Consider the following 14,802-nt stretch of genomic DNA (forward strand, 5'->3'; position numbering starts at 1 on the left):
GACGGCCCGGGCGTCAGGCCCGTGCGCCAGGCCCAGGTGCCAGGCCCGTGCGCCAGGCCCAGGTGCCAGGCCCGTGCGCCAGGCCCAGGTGCCAGGCCCAGGTGCCAGGCCCAGGTGCCAGGCCCGGATGTCAGGTCCGGGTGCCAGGCCCGTGCGCCAGGCCCGGGTGCCGGACCCGGGTGTCAGGCTCAGGTCTCAGGCTCAGGTGTCAGGCTCGGTAGCAGTCCGCCAGGGCCGCGAACGCGGCCTTCGGTTCCCAGGGCATGCCGGGGTAGGCCGTGCCCTGGCGGTCCTCCAGCACCTTCACCACGCCGCAACTGGCCATGTCGAAGTCCGTGCGGGGATCGTCCCGGTGGGGCAGGTCATACCGGGCGAAGGTGTACCAGAAGGCGGCGTACACTCCCTCGTCGTCGAGGATTCCCAGCACCTCGCGGAGATAGGCCGCCTGCTCGTGCTCGTCGCGGACATGGTCGCCGGTCAGACCGGCCGGCGCCCCGTCCTTGCCCCACTCGACGATCGAGTCGCCGCGCTCGCTCAGGTCGGCCGCGCCACGGTGGGTGACACAGCCGAACTCGGTGATCGCCACCGGCTTGCCCTGCGCCTTTCCCTGTGCGACCAGGGCGCGGATGTTGTCCCGATAGTGGGCCGCGGTGGCGGCCGACCGATAGCCGGCGTCGGTGGCGATGACGTCGAAGGGCGTCCAGTCCACCTGTTCGAGAGGAATCGAGCAGTAGCCGATCCGGCCGCCGAACCGCTCGCGGGCGACCGCGACCGCCTCACGGAGGAAGGCGTTGACGCGGCCGGGCAGCAGGGGGAGCGCCTCGTGCAGGGTCTCCGGCCGGGCCAGCAGGGGCATCCGGTCCGCGAACGTGGCGCCGGGCAGGAACCCGTCGGTGAACAGGCTCACCTCCGAGCCGGTGGCCAGCACGACCTCGGCGCCCTCGCGGCGCAGCCGCTCGGCGTGCTCGGCGCAGTCGGCGATCACGGCGAGCAGCTCGGCGGTGGTGATGTCGCAGGCGAACGGGCACAGCCAGACGTCCAGGCCGGCGGCGGCGGCGCGGGTGGCCGCCGCCTTGAGCCGTCCGGGGTCGCCGCCCGTGATCCGTACGGCGGTGCAGTGCAGATCCTCACGGATGACGCGCATCTCCCGTTCGACCACGTCGAGGTCGAACGGCTCCCGGGTGCTGCGCCCGGCGGCGCGGGCGGCCGCGTCCGCGAAGCCGGTGTCGAAGTTGATGCCCTTGCCGTTCATCTTCCGTTGTTCCTTTCCGGACGTTCAGAGACCGCGCGGGCCCTGGGCGGCGCGGAGGGTTCGGGCGGCGCGGAGGGTTCGGGCGGCGCGGAGGGTTCGGGCGGCGCGGAGGGTTCGGGCGGCGCGGAGGGTTCGGGCGGCGCGGAGGGTTCGGGCGGCGCGGAGGGTTCGGGCGGCGCGGAGGGTTCGGGCGGCGCGGAGGGTTGGGACGGCGCGGAGGGTTCGGGCGGCGCGGAGGGTTGGGACGGCGCGGAGGGTTGGGACGGCGCGGGCGGCGTGGCGGAGAAGACGCAGGACAGGGTGCGGCGCAGGACGGCGGCGAAGGGCTCGGTGTTCCCCGGTTCGAGCCAGTGCCGTCCGGCCACGCGTACGGCGCCGGTGACCGCGGCGGCCATGACGGCGGGATACACGTCGCGCGCGAGATCGGTGCCGGTGCGCGCCGCGATCGCCTCGGCGAGCGGCCCCTCCGCCATGCTGAAAGCCTTGAGCGCCTCACCTTCCAGCTCGGGCGTCATCATGATCATCCGAAGGCCCGCCTTGTCGGGCTCGGGGTCGGTGTAGAGATCGATCACGGCCGCGGTGACCGCCTGGTCCAGCGGCTCCTCGGCGGGCCGCGCGCGCAGCGCCTGCCCGGCACGCCTTGACTGGTCGGCCTGGAAGGCGCAGATCGCCTCCTCCCTGCTGGAGAAGTAGTTGTTGTAGGTGCGGGGCGACACGCCCGCCGCCGTGGCGATGTCGTGAACCCGCACGAGAGCGAGCCCGTGGGGACCCCGCTCGATGGCCAGGCGCAGCGCGGCCCGGCCGATCGCCTCCCGGGTGGCCTGCTTGTTGCGGGCCCGAAGGTCCATGCCGTCGTCGTTCACGCGGCGACCTTACGAGGGATTGCGTGACACGCACAAGATGCGTGCCACGCAATCAATGCGCGTACGGCAGGCAGGTGTCCATCCGGTGCGCGCCCGTTCGTCGGGTGGGCGTACGGACGGACACGACCGGAAGGCGACGAACGAATGGACACCGAGATCCGGCGGCAGATCGCGGCCGAACGCCGCGAACTGGCCGACCTGCTGAGCGAGCTGCCGCAGCAGTCCTGGGACGCGCCCTCGCTGTGCGCGGGGTGGCGGGTGCGTGAGGTGGTGGCCCACATGACGATGCCCTACCGGCACTCCGGGCTGAGCGTGGTGGCCGGTCTCGTCAGGGCCCGCGGCAACTTCGACCGGCTGGCCGACCGCCTCGCCCGCCAGGATGCGGCGGCTCTCGGCCCGCGCGAGCTGACCGCCTGCCTGCGGGACAACGCCGAGCACCCCTGGCGGCCTCCGGGCGGCGGCTACGCGGGCGCGCTGTCGCACGACGTCATCCACGGCATGGACGTCACCGTGGCGCTCGGGATCGACCGGCGGGTGCCGGGCGACCGCCTGCGCGTCCTGCTCGACAACGCGCTGTCCCCGCGGAGCCGCAGATATTTCGGCGTCGACCTGGACGGCGTGGAGCTGCGCGCCGACGACGTCGACTGGTCGCTCGGAACGGGCACCCCGTTGTCCGGCGCGGCCCAGGACCTGGTGCTGGTCCTGTGCGGGCGCCGACTGCCCGAGGGACGGCTGCGCGGCGAGCCCGCCGCCCGCTTCACCCACTTCGTCCACTGAACGCGCCACTCCGGCCGTTGATCGCATCGGATGGAGCGGTCTGTGCACTTTCGAGCGGCAAGAGCGCTAACGTGCTCGGGATCACAGACCTCTCCGGCCGGGGCGAAGAGGCTCCCGGAGGGGACTTCTCCGCCTTGAGATCGCTGGAGGCCGCTCGATGTCGTCCCACCCCGCTTCCGTCTCCGGAGCCGTCGCCCCCGACCCGCTGATCAGGAAGCACCGCACCGCGGGTGCCACTCTCACCGTGAGCGCGAACGGCGCGCCCCTCGCCGGCCAGGAGGTGGTCGTCGCGCAGCGCCGGCACAAGTTCCTGTTCGGCTGCATCGGGTTCGACTTCATTCCCCTGGCCAACGGCGAGACCACCACGGACACCGGCGGGCGGCCGTCGCTCGGCGAGGCTCCGGCGGCCGGATCCCAGCAGGTCGCCGACCTGTGGTTCGACCTGTTCAACTTCGCCACGCTGCCCTTCTACTGGGGACATTTCGAGCCGGTCCGGGGCCGGCCGAACACCGAGCGGCTGCTCACCACTGCGCGGTGGTTCGCCGACCGCGGCGTCGTCGTCAAGGGCCACCCGCTCGCCTGGCACACCGAGACCGCCGGCTGGCTGATGGACCTGTCGAACGCCGAGATCGCCAAGGCCCAGGTGGAGCGGATCCGGCGCGAAATGACCGACTTCGCCGGCGTCATCGACATGTGGGACGTCATCAACGAGGTCGTCATCATGCCGATCTTCGACAAGTACGACAACGGCATCACCCGGATCTGCCGGGAGATCGGCCGGATCCCGATGGTCCGCATGGTCTTCGACGCGGCCCGCGAGGCCAATCCCCACGCCACGCTGCTGCTCAACGACTTCGACATGTCCGCGGCGTACGAGTGCCTGATCGAGGGCGTACTCGAGGCGGGCATCAAGATCGACGTACTCGGCCTGCAGAGCCACATGCACCAGGGCTACTGGGGCGAGGAGAAGACGCTCGCGACGATCGACCGCTTCGCGCGGTATGGCCTGCCCATCCACTTCACCGAGACGACGATCGTCTCCGGCCACATCATGCCGGAGGAGATCGTGGACCTGAACGACTACCAGATCCCCGAGTGGCCGACCACGCCCGAGGGCGAGGCCCGCCAGGCCGACGAGGTCGTGCGTCACTACAAGACCCTGCTGTCCCACCCGGCCGTGGAGGCCATGACCTACTGGGGCCTGTCGGACGGCGGCTGGCTCGGCGCGCCGGGCGGCTTCGTCCGCGCCGACGGCACCCCCAAGCCGTCGTACGACGCGCTGCGCTCGCTCATCAAGGGCGAGTGGTGGCTGTCTCCGACGACGATGGTCACCGACGCGGACGGCCGGGTCCGGTTCGACGGCTTCCTCGGCGAGTACGAGATCACGGCCGGCGGCCGGACGGTCACGTTCACGCTGGACGAGCCCGGAGACGCCAACGTCTCCGTGTCCCTCTGAGCCGTGTCCCTCTGAGCCCTGCCCCGGAAGGCCCGCTCTCGGGGCGGGCGGGTGACCTGCCCGGAAGCGGTCCATCGGCGTCAGGGACGGCGGGCGTTGTGGAAGCCGCCCGGTCTCCGGGGTCAGGGACGGCGGGCGGCCGTTCCCGGCGCGAGGCGGCCGGCGAGGAATTCGAGCGCCGCGACGACCTCGGCGACCTGCGCCGGGTCGTCGGTGCCCAGCGCCGCGGCGAGGGGCCCCTCGATCCCGGCCGCCCGCACCGCCTCCACGCGCGCCGGCTGCCCGGGCGCCCGCTTGATCAGGACCCGGCGGCGGTCGGCCGGATCGGGGGCCGTCACGACCGCCCCGGCCTCCTTCAGCCGGGTGACGGCTCCCGACACCGCACTCTGCGGCAGACCCGTGCGGGCCGCGATCTCCCCCACGGAGGTCTCCGGGTGGGCGCGCAGGTCCGCGACGACCACCAGCACGGTCCGGACACTGGCGGCCTGCGCGGCCTTCGACGGGGTGACGTCCCCGACCGGCATGGCCTCTTCGCCGATCTTCATCAGGGTCCTGCCGAGCAGGAAGAGGTCGACTCCGTTCACCGCTCCACAATACATCAAACTTGATGCATCAAATTTGATGGAATATTGTCCGGATCATCCGATCCGAGAGGACGACCCCATGAACGGCATGCTCCGCACGAACGGCGCCGCCATCTACTACGAAGTGCACGGCGCCGGGCCCATGCTCCTCATCTCGCAGAGCGGGGAGGGCGACGCGGGCCGCGCCGCCGACCTGGTCCGCCACCTCGCCGGAGACCACAGCGTCATCACCTACGACCGGCGCGGCCTGTCGCGCAGCAGCCTCGACGACCCCGGCCGCGGCGCGACCATGGCCGACCACGTGGACGACGTCCACCGCCTGCTCTCCGCCGTGACCGACCGGCCGGTGCACATGCTCGGCTGCAGCTTCGGCGCGGCCATCGGGCTGCACCTGGCCGTCGAGCATCCCGAACGGCTCGCCACCCTGATCGCGCACGAGCCGGTGGTCCCCTCGCTCCTCCCCGTCGCCACCGAACGCGTCCGTCACGTACGCGAGCTGGAGGAGCTGCAGGACCTCTACCGTGAGCGCGGGCTCGCCGACACGGTCGTAAAGATCGCCGAGGTGCTGGGCATCGACCCCGTCGCCCAGGACACCGAGCCCGGGCTGACCCCGCTTGCGCTGGACGACCGGCGGCGGGCCGGCTTCGACTTCTTCATCCGCAACGACTTCACCGCGATCGCCCGCGACACGCTGGACGTCGCCGCGCTCAGGGACACGCCGGTCCGCGTCATCCCGGCCTTCGGCCGCACCACGCCCCGGCACGTCTTCGACTACCGGTGCGCGCGGGAGCTCGCCGCGCTCCTCGGGGTCGAGGCGAAGGAATTTCCCGGCGGGCACAACGGCAACACCACACACCCCCGTGCGTACGCCGCGCGCATCCGCGAGCTGCTGCCCGGTTGAACGGCGGAAGGTGCCGTCCCTCCACAATGGTGGCGAGACGGCTCCGTACGGACGTCAAAGGCAAGTGGACCGGCCCTGGGCTGCCCGGTGGCGCACGCTCTTGACGTTGGATGACGCCGCGCTCTAAGTTGCTCCCGGAAATCGACAATTTTCACAATTTTCCCGAAAGTTTCCGGGCCGGCCGGCACCCCGGGTGCGGCACGGCCCGCCACTGCCACACGACTCGGAGTCCGCGTGAAGGTCCTCTACATCGGTGGCACCGGAACGATCAGCTCGGCCTGTGTGGCCGAGTCGGTGCGCCGGGGCCTTGACGTCCACGTGCTAAACCGGGGCCAGACCGCCCGGCGCCGTCCCCTGCCCGAGGGCGTCACCTCGCTCACCGCCGACGTGCGGGACCACGACGCGTTGCGCCGCATGCTGGCCGGGAGCGCGTACGACTGCGTCGTTGACTTCCTCGGCTTCACGGCCGGGGACGCGGCGGCGATGGTGGACCTGCTCGACGGCCATACCGCCCAGTACGTCTACATCAGCAGCGCGTCCATCTACCACAAGCCGGTGCGGCGGGCGCCGATCACCGAGTCGACCACCCGGCGCAACCCCTACCTCGCGTACGCCCGCGACAAGATCGCGGCCGAGGACGTCCTGCGCCGCGCCTACGACGAGCGCGACTTCCCCGTGACGATCGTCCGCCCCTCGCACACCTACGACGACGCGCACCCGCCGCTGCCCGGCGACTGGACGGCGTGGGACCGGGTCGCCCGCGGCGACGAGATCGTGGTGCCCGGCGACGGCACCAACCTGTGGACCCTCACGCACGCCGACGACTTCGCCGTCGGCCTCGTCGGTCTGATCGGCGCCTGGCAGGCGATCGGTGAGGACTTCCACATCACCTCCGACGAGGCGCTGACCTGGAACGAGATCTACGAGGTCATCGGGCGGACGGTCGCTACGCCGGCCCGGCTGCTCCACCTGCCCGCCGAGTTCCTGCCGCGGATCGCGCCCGAATGGTTCTGGTCCGACCTGATCGTGGGCGACCTCCAGCACACCGCCGTGTTCGACACCACGAAGATCAGGCGGTTCGTCCCGTCGTTCCGGCCGGTCGTCACCTGGCCGGAGGGGGCGCGGCGGCTGCACGCCTGGCGGTCCGCCCACGCGGAGGAGACCCGGCCCGACGCCGCGACCGACGCGGTGCTGGCCCGGCTGGCGGAAGGACACCGGCTCGCCTCGGCGGCCGTGGCCCGGCTGGCGCCCGGTCAGGGCGACGGCTCGTGACGGAAGGACACCCTCTGATGCCCCTCGACTCGCTCGACGGCCTGACGGTCCCCGACCCGTCGGTGCGCCGGCCGTTCGGGCGCACCGGCCTGGCGGTGACGCCGATCTGCGTCGGCACCAGCCCTCTGGCGAACATGCCGGGACTGTACGGATACGAGGTCGGCGAGCAGCGTGCGCGGGCCACGGTGGAAGCCGTGTTCGACGGGCCGTTCAACTTCCTCGACACCTCGAACAACTACGGCAACGGCAGCGCGGAACGGCGCATCGGCGCCGTGGTCCGCGACCGCGGCGGCGTCCCCGACGGGTTCGTCCTGGCCACCAAGGTCGACGCGGACCCCGACACCGGTGACTTCTCCGGCGAGCGCGTCCGCCGTTCGGCCGAGGAGAGCCTCGAACGGCTCGGCGTCGACAACGTGCCGCTGCTCTATCTGCACGACCCCGAATACCACATCACGTTCGAGGAGGCCATGAGCCCCGGCGGGGCGGTGGAGGCGCTGGTGGCGCTGCGCGACGCCGGCGTCGCCGACCACATCGGCATCGCGGCAGGCCCGATCGGACTGTTGCGCGACTTCGTCGCGACCGGCGTGTTCGACGCCGTGATCAGCCACAACCGCTGGACGCTGGTGAACCGCGAGGCCGATCCGCTGCTCGACGACGCCTTCGAACACGGGGTCGCCTTCGTCAACGGCGCGCCGTACGGCGGCGGGATGCTGGTCAAGGGGCCCGACGCCCAGCCCCGCTACTGCTATCGGGAGACCGCCGAGGCCGTCCGGGAGTCGGTCCGCGCCATGCAACGGACGTGCGACGAGCACGGCGTGCCGCTCGCCGCCGCCGCGCTGCAGTTCTCGCTGCGCGACCCCAGGGTGGCGTCCACCATCGTCGGCCTCTCGGAACCCGAGCGGATGGAGGAGACGCTGCGCCTCGCCACCACCCCGATCCCGCCCGGCCTGTGGAACGATCTCGACCGGCACCTGCCCTCTCCCCCCGCCTGGCTCGACTGACCCCGGCCCGGCTTCCCCGTCGCCGCCGTGTCGGCCGCGCGCCCGGCCGGCACCCAGCGCCGTCGCGGCCGTCACGGCCCGCCGCAGGGGGGCCGGTGGGCGCGACCGCTCCGGACTACGCGGCGACAGGCCGCACGGAGACGGGCCACCCGGGGACGGGCCCCACGGAGACGGGCCGGGCCCCACGGAGACGGGCCCCACGGAGACGGGCCGGGCCCCACGGAGACGGGCCCCACGGAGACGGGCCACCCGGGGACCGGCCTTGGGGCGAGGAGGTGTGGTCACAGGAGACCGGCGTCGCGCACCTTCATGGCCACCTGGACGCGGTTGTCGGTGCCGAGCTTGGCGAAGATCCGGGTGATGTTCGCCTTCACCGTGGCGACGCTCATGTAGAGACGTGCGGCGATCTCGGCGTTCGACCTGCCGTGGGCCACCTCGACCGCGACTTCGAGCTCGCGCTCGGTGAGCCGGCTCAGCTCCTCTCTCGCCGTCGGGAGGAACGGCCCGGATCCGCCGGTCGCCGCGGCGATCACCTGCCGGGCGACGCTCGGCGACAGCACCGGATCGCCCTTCGCCACGGCGCGGACCGCCTCGATCATCCGGGGCGGCGGGGTGTCCTTCAGCAGGAAGCCGTCGGCCCCGAGCCGCAGGGCCCGCAGCACCATGTCGTCGGCGTCGAACGTCGCGAGCACGAGGATCCGCGGCGGGCCGGGCCTGGCCCGCCGCAGCTCGGTGGTCGTCAGCCCGTCCTGGTTGGGCATCCGGACGTCCAGCAGCACCACGTCGGGACGCAGGTCGCGGATCACGTCCATCGCGCGCAGCCCGTCCTCGGCCTCCCCGACGATGTCGAGGTCGGGTTCGCCGCCGAGGATCAGGCGCAGCCCGGTCCGCACCATCGCGTCGTCATCGACTATCACCAGCCGGGTCACCGCTGGTCGCGGCGGTGGCGCTCTCGCTGCTCGCCATGCTGGTCGCGGTTCCGGTCACGGCCGTCGTGGCCCGGGTAGGCGGCGGCCCCGCCGACTGGGACGTCCAGCCGCTCTGGCTGCTCGGCTGGACCGGCGTGAACGTGCTCGTCGCCGCGCAGGGCCTCGCCCTCGGCACGCTGCTCCTCAACGCGCCCGCCGCGATCGTGATCAGCCTGTCCACGCCGGTCCTGTGGGCCGTCGTCGGCAGGCTCGGCTCGGCCGGTGCCGCCCTCGCCGAGTGGCTCGACCTCAACACCACCGCCGCCCCTCTCGCGAGTGGCGACATGACCTGGGGCGAGGGAGCCCGGCTCGCCACGTCGGCCGTCTTCTGGATCGCCCTGCCCATGGCCGCCGGCGTGGTCCGCGTGCTCCGCAAGGAGGTGGCCTGACCTGCCGCGGCCCCGGCTACGGTCCGGCCGTGGGCTGCAGCCCGACGAGGAGCATGGCGATCGGCCTCCGCGGTCAGGTGCCTGACCTGCCGCGCCCCGCCCGTGGCTACAGCCCGTCGAGAAGCATCGCGACGCGGTCGGTCTCCGCGGCCAGAGGATGCTCCGGCACCGGTTCGAAGAGCTCGACTACCGGCCGCCCCTCCTTGGCCTCCCACACGCCCGCCACCCGGCCCCGGTGGATCACCACAGGCGAGATCCACCCCGCAGCCCGGCTCACCTTGGGCCGTACGGACTTCGGCAGGAGCGGCTCCAGGTCGCGCGGCGCGCCCAGGATGAACTGGTCGAAGCCGGGTAGCAGATGCACGCCCTCGGACGGCGGGCAGGCCAGCAGGTCGTCGAGCAGCTCCGCCGGCAGCACGGCGGGCATGCCCTCCACCTCGACCTGGGCGAGCTCGCCCTCCAGCTCCCCGAACCAGCCCCGCAGCACGGCCTTGGGCGTGAGGCCGCGGAACAGCCACGCGTCGAACATTTGGGGTGTGGCCGGGCCGTGGGCGCCGAGGAACGCGCGGAGCACCCGCACTCCCCCTTCCTCCGGCGAGAGCGCCTCCTCCCGGCCGCCCGGTAGCCAGTCGGCCGGGCTGGTGAAGGTGACCCTGCGGTCGTGCGGCGGGCCGTGACACAGCTCGCCCAGGAAGCTGAGCGGCTTGAGCAGCGCGCCCCAGCCGGACGTGAGGGCCTCGCGCAGATGGGCGTCCCCGGTCACCTCGATGACCGCCTCGACCAGTTCCTCGCGGGTCAGCGACCGGCCGGACAACGCCTGCGGAACGGCGTCCAGGAGAGCCGCGATCTCCCGCGCGGACACCCCGTGGCCACGCTGCCAGGAGGCTCTCTCCCAGAACCGGAGCGCCCCGAGGGCGGCGCGGTAGGCGGGGAATTCGTCGGCGGGGAGGATATGGAGCGTGCCGCGCATCGTCCAGGTCTTGACCAGCGTGCGGTCCCGCCACAGGGCGTCCTCGATCTCTCCCGGACGCGGGCTCGCGTGCCGTACGGCCACGGCCAGCGCCGCCGACGAGGCGACCTGCGCCTGCACCCCGCACAGCCGCCGGGCGATCGCCACCGCGTCCGCGCCGCCCGCGGGCTCGACGAACTGCCGTCTCAGCCTCCAGGCGAGCACCTGCGCCCAGGTCGTCTCAGCAGCCACGCCACACTTCTACACCCCGGGTACGACAAGTCGCCCACCTCGTGGACGATCACGCGGGTTCTCCGCCTCCGCGATCTCGGGGCTGGAGTTGTCGCTCCCCGAACGGACGGAGGGATCGGGAGGCAGTCGTGGTGTTCCGCAGAACCGCCGGGAAAGCGGCCGAGCCGCCGGTGGAACCCGTCGCCTGGACGGACGTCTGGGAGTTCGTCGTGAGCGCGGTGGAACGCCCGGTGACGCCCAAGCGCAGAACGGCCACTCGGGGAGCCCGTGCGATACGGGTGCCCCGCGGAGGGAAGTCCGACAGGGTCTTCGCCCCGTGCGCGTACGTCGCCTCAAGGCAGCTCACAGGACTGCCCGCCGCTCCGGAGCCGACCCTCTTCGAGGACGCCGCACAGCAGCGCCTGCTCTGCTACGTCGCGCCCGCGCAGGAGGTGGACGGTGAGCGGCAGCCTCAAGGACGTCGCCGGCCGGGCGGCCGAACGGTTGCTGCACGGCGCCCTCGACAACATGCTTTCCGGCCCCGAGCTGTCCGACCGCGCCCGGGGCCCCCGCTCGCTCGAATGGCGGTCCGGCGAGGAGATCGTGATGACGTCGGAGGGCGGCGCCCACGTCAGGATCCGCGAGGATGGCCGGATCGCCGTCTCGCGTTCGCCTTCGCCCTGATCGGAGACGCCTGAGACTCCCCATCGAGGGCCGGTTGCGGCGGCTCAGGGGTGGTGTTCGCGGCCGAGGCGGCGCAGGAGGTGGTCGCGGGCGGCGCGGTCGCCGGGGCCGCCCCGCTCCGCGAGGCGTTCCGCGACGTACCTGCGGTGGGCCTCGTCCACGTTCCCGCCGAACTTGAACTTGCCGTTGATCTTCTGGACGGTCAGCCGGAGCCCGCGGATGCCCGGCAGGCGCCGGTGATGCTCGGCGGGATCGGCGAGGTCGTGGTCCAGGTGGGCGAGCTGGGCACGCAGGATGCCGAGCTTGCCGTCCGGGTCGTCGACGATCTCCGCGTGGCAGACCAGCTGGACGGCCGCGTAGTAGGTCGTGGGGACGCCGAGCCGGGGGTCCTCACCGGCGTCGGGCAGCGCCTTCCACGCTCCCTCGACGTACGCCCAGTCACCGGCCACGGCCATGACCACGGCGGGGTTCTCCTCGATCGCCGGCCAGATGGGGTTCGGCCGGGCGAGGTGCAGCAGGATCGTGGACGCGTCGGCGAGGAGGAACTGCGTCGGCACGACCACAGGCACGTCGCGGTCACGTCCGGACGCGATGAGATGGCCGAACTCGTTCGCGCGGACGAAGGCCAGCGCCTCCTCGTCCGTGCCGGCGTCCCAGGGGTGGATCAACACCCCTTCACTGTACGCACGGCCGCGGCACACCTCAGGGGCCAGGTCCCCGGCCCTACTACCGCTCGCCGAGGCCGGCGTCCCTGGCGCGCGCCACCGCCGCGGCGCGGTCGGAGACGCCGAGCTTGGCGAAGATGTTCGACACGTGGTTGCGCACAGTCTTCTCACTCAAATAGAGGCGCCGCGCGATGGCGTGGTTGGTGAGACCGGCGGCGACGAGGTCGAGGACCTCCAGTTCGCGTTCCGTCAGCTCGGGCACCGGCCGGGGCCGCACGGCCGGCGCGGTGAGAGCGGCCAGCACCCGGTTTCCGGTCGCCGCGCCGAACACGACCTGGCCCGAAGCCACCGCTTCCAGCGAGCGCACGATGTCCGCGGGCGTCGCTTCCTTGAGCAGGTAGCCGCGGGCGCCGGCCCGTACGGCGGCGAGGATCGACGCGTCGTCGGAAAGCATGGTCAGGGCCAGCACGGCCACGCCGGGATGCCGGGCGGTGATGCGGGAGGTCGCCTCGATCCCGCTCATACCCGGCAGGTGCAGGTCCATCAGGACGACATCGGGAGCGACCTGGTCCACCAGCTCGACGGCCGCCTCGCCGGTGCTCGCCACTCCCGCGACCTCCACCTCGGGCAGGTCGCGGAAGAGCGCGACCAGCCCTTCGGCGAACACCGGGTGGTCCTCCACCACCATGACGCGGATCATCGGACCGCCAGTGGAAGCCGTACGACCAGGTGCGTGCCCGCCCCGGCCTGGTCGAGCAGCTCGAAGGTGCCGTTGAGCTCCTCCGACCGGCGCCGCATGGAGGCGAGGCCGAACCCGTGGCGGACGGGAGCCCCCACTCCAACGCCGTCGTCGTCGACCCGCAGCTCCAGGACGCCCGGCGCGTCGCCCGCCCGCAGGCTCACCGTGCACCGGGACGCCATCGCGTGCCGTACGGCGTTCGTCATGGCCTCGGCCGCGATCCGGTAGGCGGCCAGCTCGACCGGCGGCGGAAGAGCGGGCAGGTCGGGCGGGGCCTCCACCTCGACCTGGAGGTCACCCGCGAAGCCCCGGCCGAGCTCGGCCAGCGCGCCCGTGAGCCCCAGGGTGTCCAGGGGCGGCGGGCGCAGGTCGTTGACGATCGCACGGACGTTCTCGACCGTGCCGCGGATTCGGCCCGACAGCTCCTCCATCACCTGCTTGGCCCCCTCGGGATCGGTGTCGACCAGGCGCCGGCCGCGGTCCACCTGCAGCGCGAGGGCCGCCAGGGTCGGGCCGAGCCCGTCGTGGAGCTCGTAGAGCAACCGGTCGCGCTCCTCCTGCCGGGCCGCCAGCAGGCGCCCATGCGAGCGTTCGAGATCGGCCCCGAGGCGATGCGCCCGTACGGCCACCGCGACGTGCGGCGCGAGCTGCGCCAGCAGCGCACGGTCCTTGGGGCGCAGCCGTTCGCCCAGCACCAGCGTGCCGACCCGCTCGCCCTGGTAGAGAAGCGGAACACGCTCGGTCGTGTCGGACTCACCAGGGCGGCTCTCCGCCGCGTCGGGGCCGCCGAAGCGACCCCAGGAGGCCACGATTCCGTCCGGCTCCTCGACGGCCACGTAGTGGATACGCAGGACCCGCCCGACCTCCGCGGCCACCCGTTCCAGCAGGTCACCGGGCGCGCCCGCGTCCGAGAGCCGCACGCCGAGCCGGCGCAGCGCACGCGCCGGGTCCTCACGATCGCCGTACACGAGGCGGTTCGCGGCGGCGGACGCCCGCAGATAGAGAGGGTGTACCGCGAGCGCCACGATCAACGCGGACGCCCCGGCGCCGATCGCGTTTCCGAGCGTGGCCGCGACCAGGGCGTACGCGCCGAGCAGGAGCACGGTGACGGCGCCGAACGCGAGCGCGCGCGACAGCAGGAGATCGAGGTCCCACAGGCGGTGCGCGACGACCGCGACCGACACCGCCACCGGCAGCGGAACGGCGGCGAGCGTCACGATGACCGGCCCCCACGGCACGACCAGAGCGACGCCGAGCAGGGTCACCGTCAGCAGCGCGGCGGCCAGCACCCATTGGAGGCGGCGTCGCACCTCCTCGCCCGCCGACCGGTAACGACAGACGAGTGAGGCGACCGCGGCGAGCACCGCGCCGATCGTGCACACCATGCCCACCGCCATGAGGGCGTCCGGCACCCCGGTGAGCCCGGCCAGCACACCGGCGTACCCCTGGGGGAACAGCCCGGGGACCTGCTCGTAGGTCACCGGACGGAGCATCCAGTCGAGCGTGTTCACCCCGATACCGGCGTACGCCGCGGCGAGCGCGGGCCACCAGCGGCGGGACGGCAGGCGGCCGTCCGGGAAGATCAGCAGGAAGATCGTCGGGACGAGGAGGTAGGCGGGGACCCACAGCGAGTTGGACACCCACATCGCCCAGTCGTCCCCCGGCAGGCCGCTGTCGCCGTCACCGCCGTTGAAACCGACGTTGATGCCGAGCAGGCCGTACGCCCCCAGGGCGAGCCCGAGCCCCTGGGACGTCCCGACGGCCACCATCACCCAGCCGACCCGGCTGCCCGGCCGCTGCGCCACCACGAACAGGCCGGGCACGCCGAACGACAGCGCCGCGACCGCGCGGAAGGCGTCGAACCGTTCGACGATCCCCGTCACACCGAGCTGCCGCAGCCTGGGCTCGACGACCAGCGTCCCGATGACCAGGACGAGCAGCGTGCCCGCCGCCATTGCGGCGCGCCGGACCGATCTGTCCGTCATGAGGGGCATGTTGCCATCCGTGAGTCCCGTCGTCACGGGACGAGATGTCCCGTCCCACGCGGGACCGGCGGCTCATGCCGGCAGGA

The 14,802-nt window shown here is 72.7% G+C and carries 15 protein-coding genes; 7 read left to right on the forward strand and 8 right to left on the reverse strand.

Annotated features, from left to right (window positions below):
• Positions 1-208 precede the first annotated feature (208 nt).
• Positions 209-1,252 (reverse strand): hypothetical protein, encoded by a 1,044-nt coding sequence (locus FLV34_RS13485; protein ID WP_147943240.1) that lies wholly within the window; start codon positions 1,250-1,252, stop codon positions 209-211.
• The gene (locus FLV34_RS13490) at positions 1,249-2,115 is read right to left on the reverse strand and encodes a TetR/AcrR family transcriptional regulator (RefSeq protein ID WP_261985767.1); all 867 of its coding nucleotides are present in this window, start codon (positions 2,113-2,115) and stop codon (positions 1,249-1,251) included. Before FLV34_RS13490 ends, FLV34_RS13485 begins: the two co-directional genes overlap by 4 nt.
• A 144-nt stretch (positions 2,116-2,259) precedes the next feature.
• On the opposite strand from FLV34_RS13490, the gene FLV34_RS13495 reads away from it, so the two are divergent.
• Together FLV34_RS13495 and FLV34_RS13500 are read left to right on the forward strand one after the other, a co-directional pair.
• Positions 2,260-2,892 carry a maleylpyruvate isomerase family mycothiol-dependent enzyme gene (locus FLV34_RS13495; protein ID WP_142645645.1) on the forward strand — a complete coding sequence of 211 codons (633 nt, stop codon included), beginning with the start codon at positions 2,260-2,262 and terminating at the stop codon, positions 2,890-2,892.
• A gap of 157 nt (positions 2,893-3,049) precedes the next feature.
• Positions 3,050-4,348: an endo-1,4-beta-xylanase gene (locus FLV34_RS13500; protein ID WP_142645646.1), complete on the forward strand. Its 1,299-nt coding sequence runs from the start codon at positions 3,050-3,052 to the stop codon at positions 4,346-4,348.
• 122 nt (positions 4,349-4,470) lie between these two features.
• Here the strand turns inward: FLV34_RS13500 and FLV34_RS13505 are convergent, their stop codons facing one another.
• Positions 4,471-4,932: a MarR family winged helix-turn-helix transcriptional regulator gene (locus FLV34_RS13505; RefSeq protein ID WP_142645647.1), complete on the reverse strand. Its 462-nt coding sequence runs from the start codon at positions 4,930-4,932 to the stop codon at positions 4,471-4,473.
• A 79-nt stretch (positions 4,933-5,011) separates the two neighbouring features.
• Here FLV34_RS13505 and FLV34_RS13510 point away from each other — a divergent pair, with 79 nt between their 5' ends.
• From FLV34_RS13510 to FLV34_RS13520, 3 genes are all read left to right on the forward strand, one after another.
• Complete coding sequence (locus FLV34_RS13510) at positions 5,012-5,833, forward strand: alpha/beta fold hydrolase (protein WP_147943241.1); 822 nt, start codon at positions 5,012-5,014, stop codon at positions 5,831-5,833.
• Positions 5,834-6,067: 234 nt separating this feature from the next.
• Positions 6,068-7,105: an NAD-dependent epimerase/dehydratase family protein gene (locus FLV34_RS13515; protein ID WP_222709495.1), complete on the forward strand. Its 1,038-nt coding sequence runs from the start codon at positions 6,068-6,070 to the stop codon at positions 7,103-7,105.
• 17 nt (positions 7,106-7,122) lie between these two features.
• Entirely contained in the window at positions 7,123-8,106 is a 984-nt protein-coding gene (locus tag FLV34_RS13520) for an aldo/keto reductase (RefSeq protein ID WP_147943243.1), read from the forward strand.
• Positions 8,107-8,387: 281 nt separating this feature from the next.
• Here FLV34_RS13520 and FLV34_RS13525 read toward each other — a convergent pair whose 3' ends face one another.
• Positions 8,388-9,023, reverse strand: a complete 636-nt coding sequence (locus FLV34_RS13525; protein WP_315985188.1) for a response regulator transcription factor — start codon at positions 9,021-9,023, stop codon at positions 8,388-8,390.
• Positions 9,024-9,049: 26 nt separating this feature from the next.
• Between FLV34_RS13525 and FLV34_RS13530 the strand changes: the two genes are divergently transcribed.
• On the forward strand, positions 9,050-9,463 hold the full coding sequence (locus FLV34_RS13530; protein WP_147943245.1) for a hypothetical protein: 414 nt from the start codon (positions 9,050-9,052) through the stop codon (positions 9,461-9,463).
• A 106-nt stretch (positions 9,464-9,569) separates the two neighbouring features.
• Here the strand turns inward: FLV34_RS13530 and FLV34_RS13535 are convergent, their stop codons facing one another.
• A complete protein-coding gene (locus tag FLV34_RS13535; RefSeq protein ID WP_147943246.1) occupies positions 9,570-10,664 on the reverse strand; it encodes a winged helix DNA-binding domain-containing protein in 1,095 nt (364 codons plus the stop codon).
• Between the two features lie 438 nt (positions 10,665-11,102).
• On the opposite strand from FLV34_RS13535, the gene FLV34_RS13540 reads away from it, so the two are divergent.
• Positions 11,103-11,327, forward strand: coding sequence for a hypothetical protein (locus FLV34_RS13540; protein WP_142645656.1), 225 nt, complete (start codon positions 11,103-11,105; stop codon positions 11,325-11,327).
• Between the two features lie 44 nt (positions 11,328-11,371).
• Here the strand turns inward: FLV34_RS13540 and FLV34_RS13545 are convergent, their stop codons facing one another.
• The 3 genes from FLV34_RS13545 to FLV34_RS13555 are packed head-to-tail and all read right to left on the reverse strand — an operon-like array spanning position 11,372 to position 14,716.
• Entirely contained in the window at positions 11,372-11,998 is a 627-nt protein-coding gene (locus tag FLV34_RS13545; protein ID WP_142645657.1) for an FMN-binding negative transcriptional regulator, read from the reverse strand.
• A gap of 55 nt (positions 11,999-12,053) precedes the next feature.
• Positions 12,054-12,692, reverse strand: coding sequence for a response regulator transcription factor (locus tag FLV34_RS13550; protein ID WP_142645658.1), 639 nt, complete (start codon positions 12,690-12,692; stop codon positions 12,054-12,056).
• The gene (locus FLV34_RS13555) at positions 12,689-14,716 is read right to left on the reverse strand and encodes a GAF domain-containing sensor histidine kinase (protein ID WP_142645659.1); all 2,028 of its coding nucleotides are present in this window, start codon (positions 14,714-14,716) and stop codon (positions 12,689-12,691) included. The genes FLV34_RS13550 and FLV34_RS13555 overlap by 4 nt, the downstream gene beginning before the upstream one ends.
• Positions 14,717-14,802: the final 86 nt, after the last annotated feature.

Origin of the sequence: Microbispora sp. CSR-4 (assembly GCF_008033685.1) — a bacterium.
In the GTDB taxonomy this organism is placed as follows: Bacteria; Actinomycetota; Actinomycetes; order Streptosporangiales; family Streptosporangiaceae; genus Microbispora.

What these genes read in the sequence shown, in the direction of transcription:
- FLV34_RS13485 (WP_147943240.1), bottom strand. Translation starts at nt 1,252, where the DNA reads ATGAACGGCAAGGGCATCAACTTCGACACCGGCTTCGCGGACGCGGCC.
- FLV34_RS13495 (WP_142645645.1), top strand. Translation starts at nt 2,260, where the DNA reads ATGGACACCGAGATCCGGCGGCAGATCGCGGCCGAACGCCGCGAACTG.
- FLV34_RS13500 (WP_142645646.1), top strand. Translation starts at nt 3,050, where the DNA reads ATGTCGTCCCACCCCGCTTCCGTCTCCGGAGCCGTCGCCCCCGACCCG.
- FLV34_RS13510 (WP_147943241.1), top strand. Translation starts at nt 5,012, where the DNA reads ATGAACGGCATGCTCCGCACGAACGGCGCCGCCATCTACTACGAAGTG.
- FLV34_RS13520 (WP_147943243.1), top strand. Translation starts at nt 7,123, where the DNA reads ATGCCCCTCGACTCGCTCGACGGCCTGACGGTCCCCGACCCGTCGGTG.
- FLV34_RS13550 (WP_142645658.1), bottom strand. Translation starts at nt 12,692, where the DNA reads ATGATCCGCGTCATGGTGGTGGAGGACCACCCGGTGTTCGCCGAAGGG.
- FLV34_RS13555 (WP_142645659.1), bottom strand. Translation starts at nt 14,716, where the DNA reads ATGACGGACAGATCGGTCCGGCGCGCCGCAATGGCGGCGGGCACGCTG.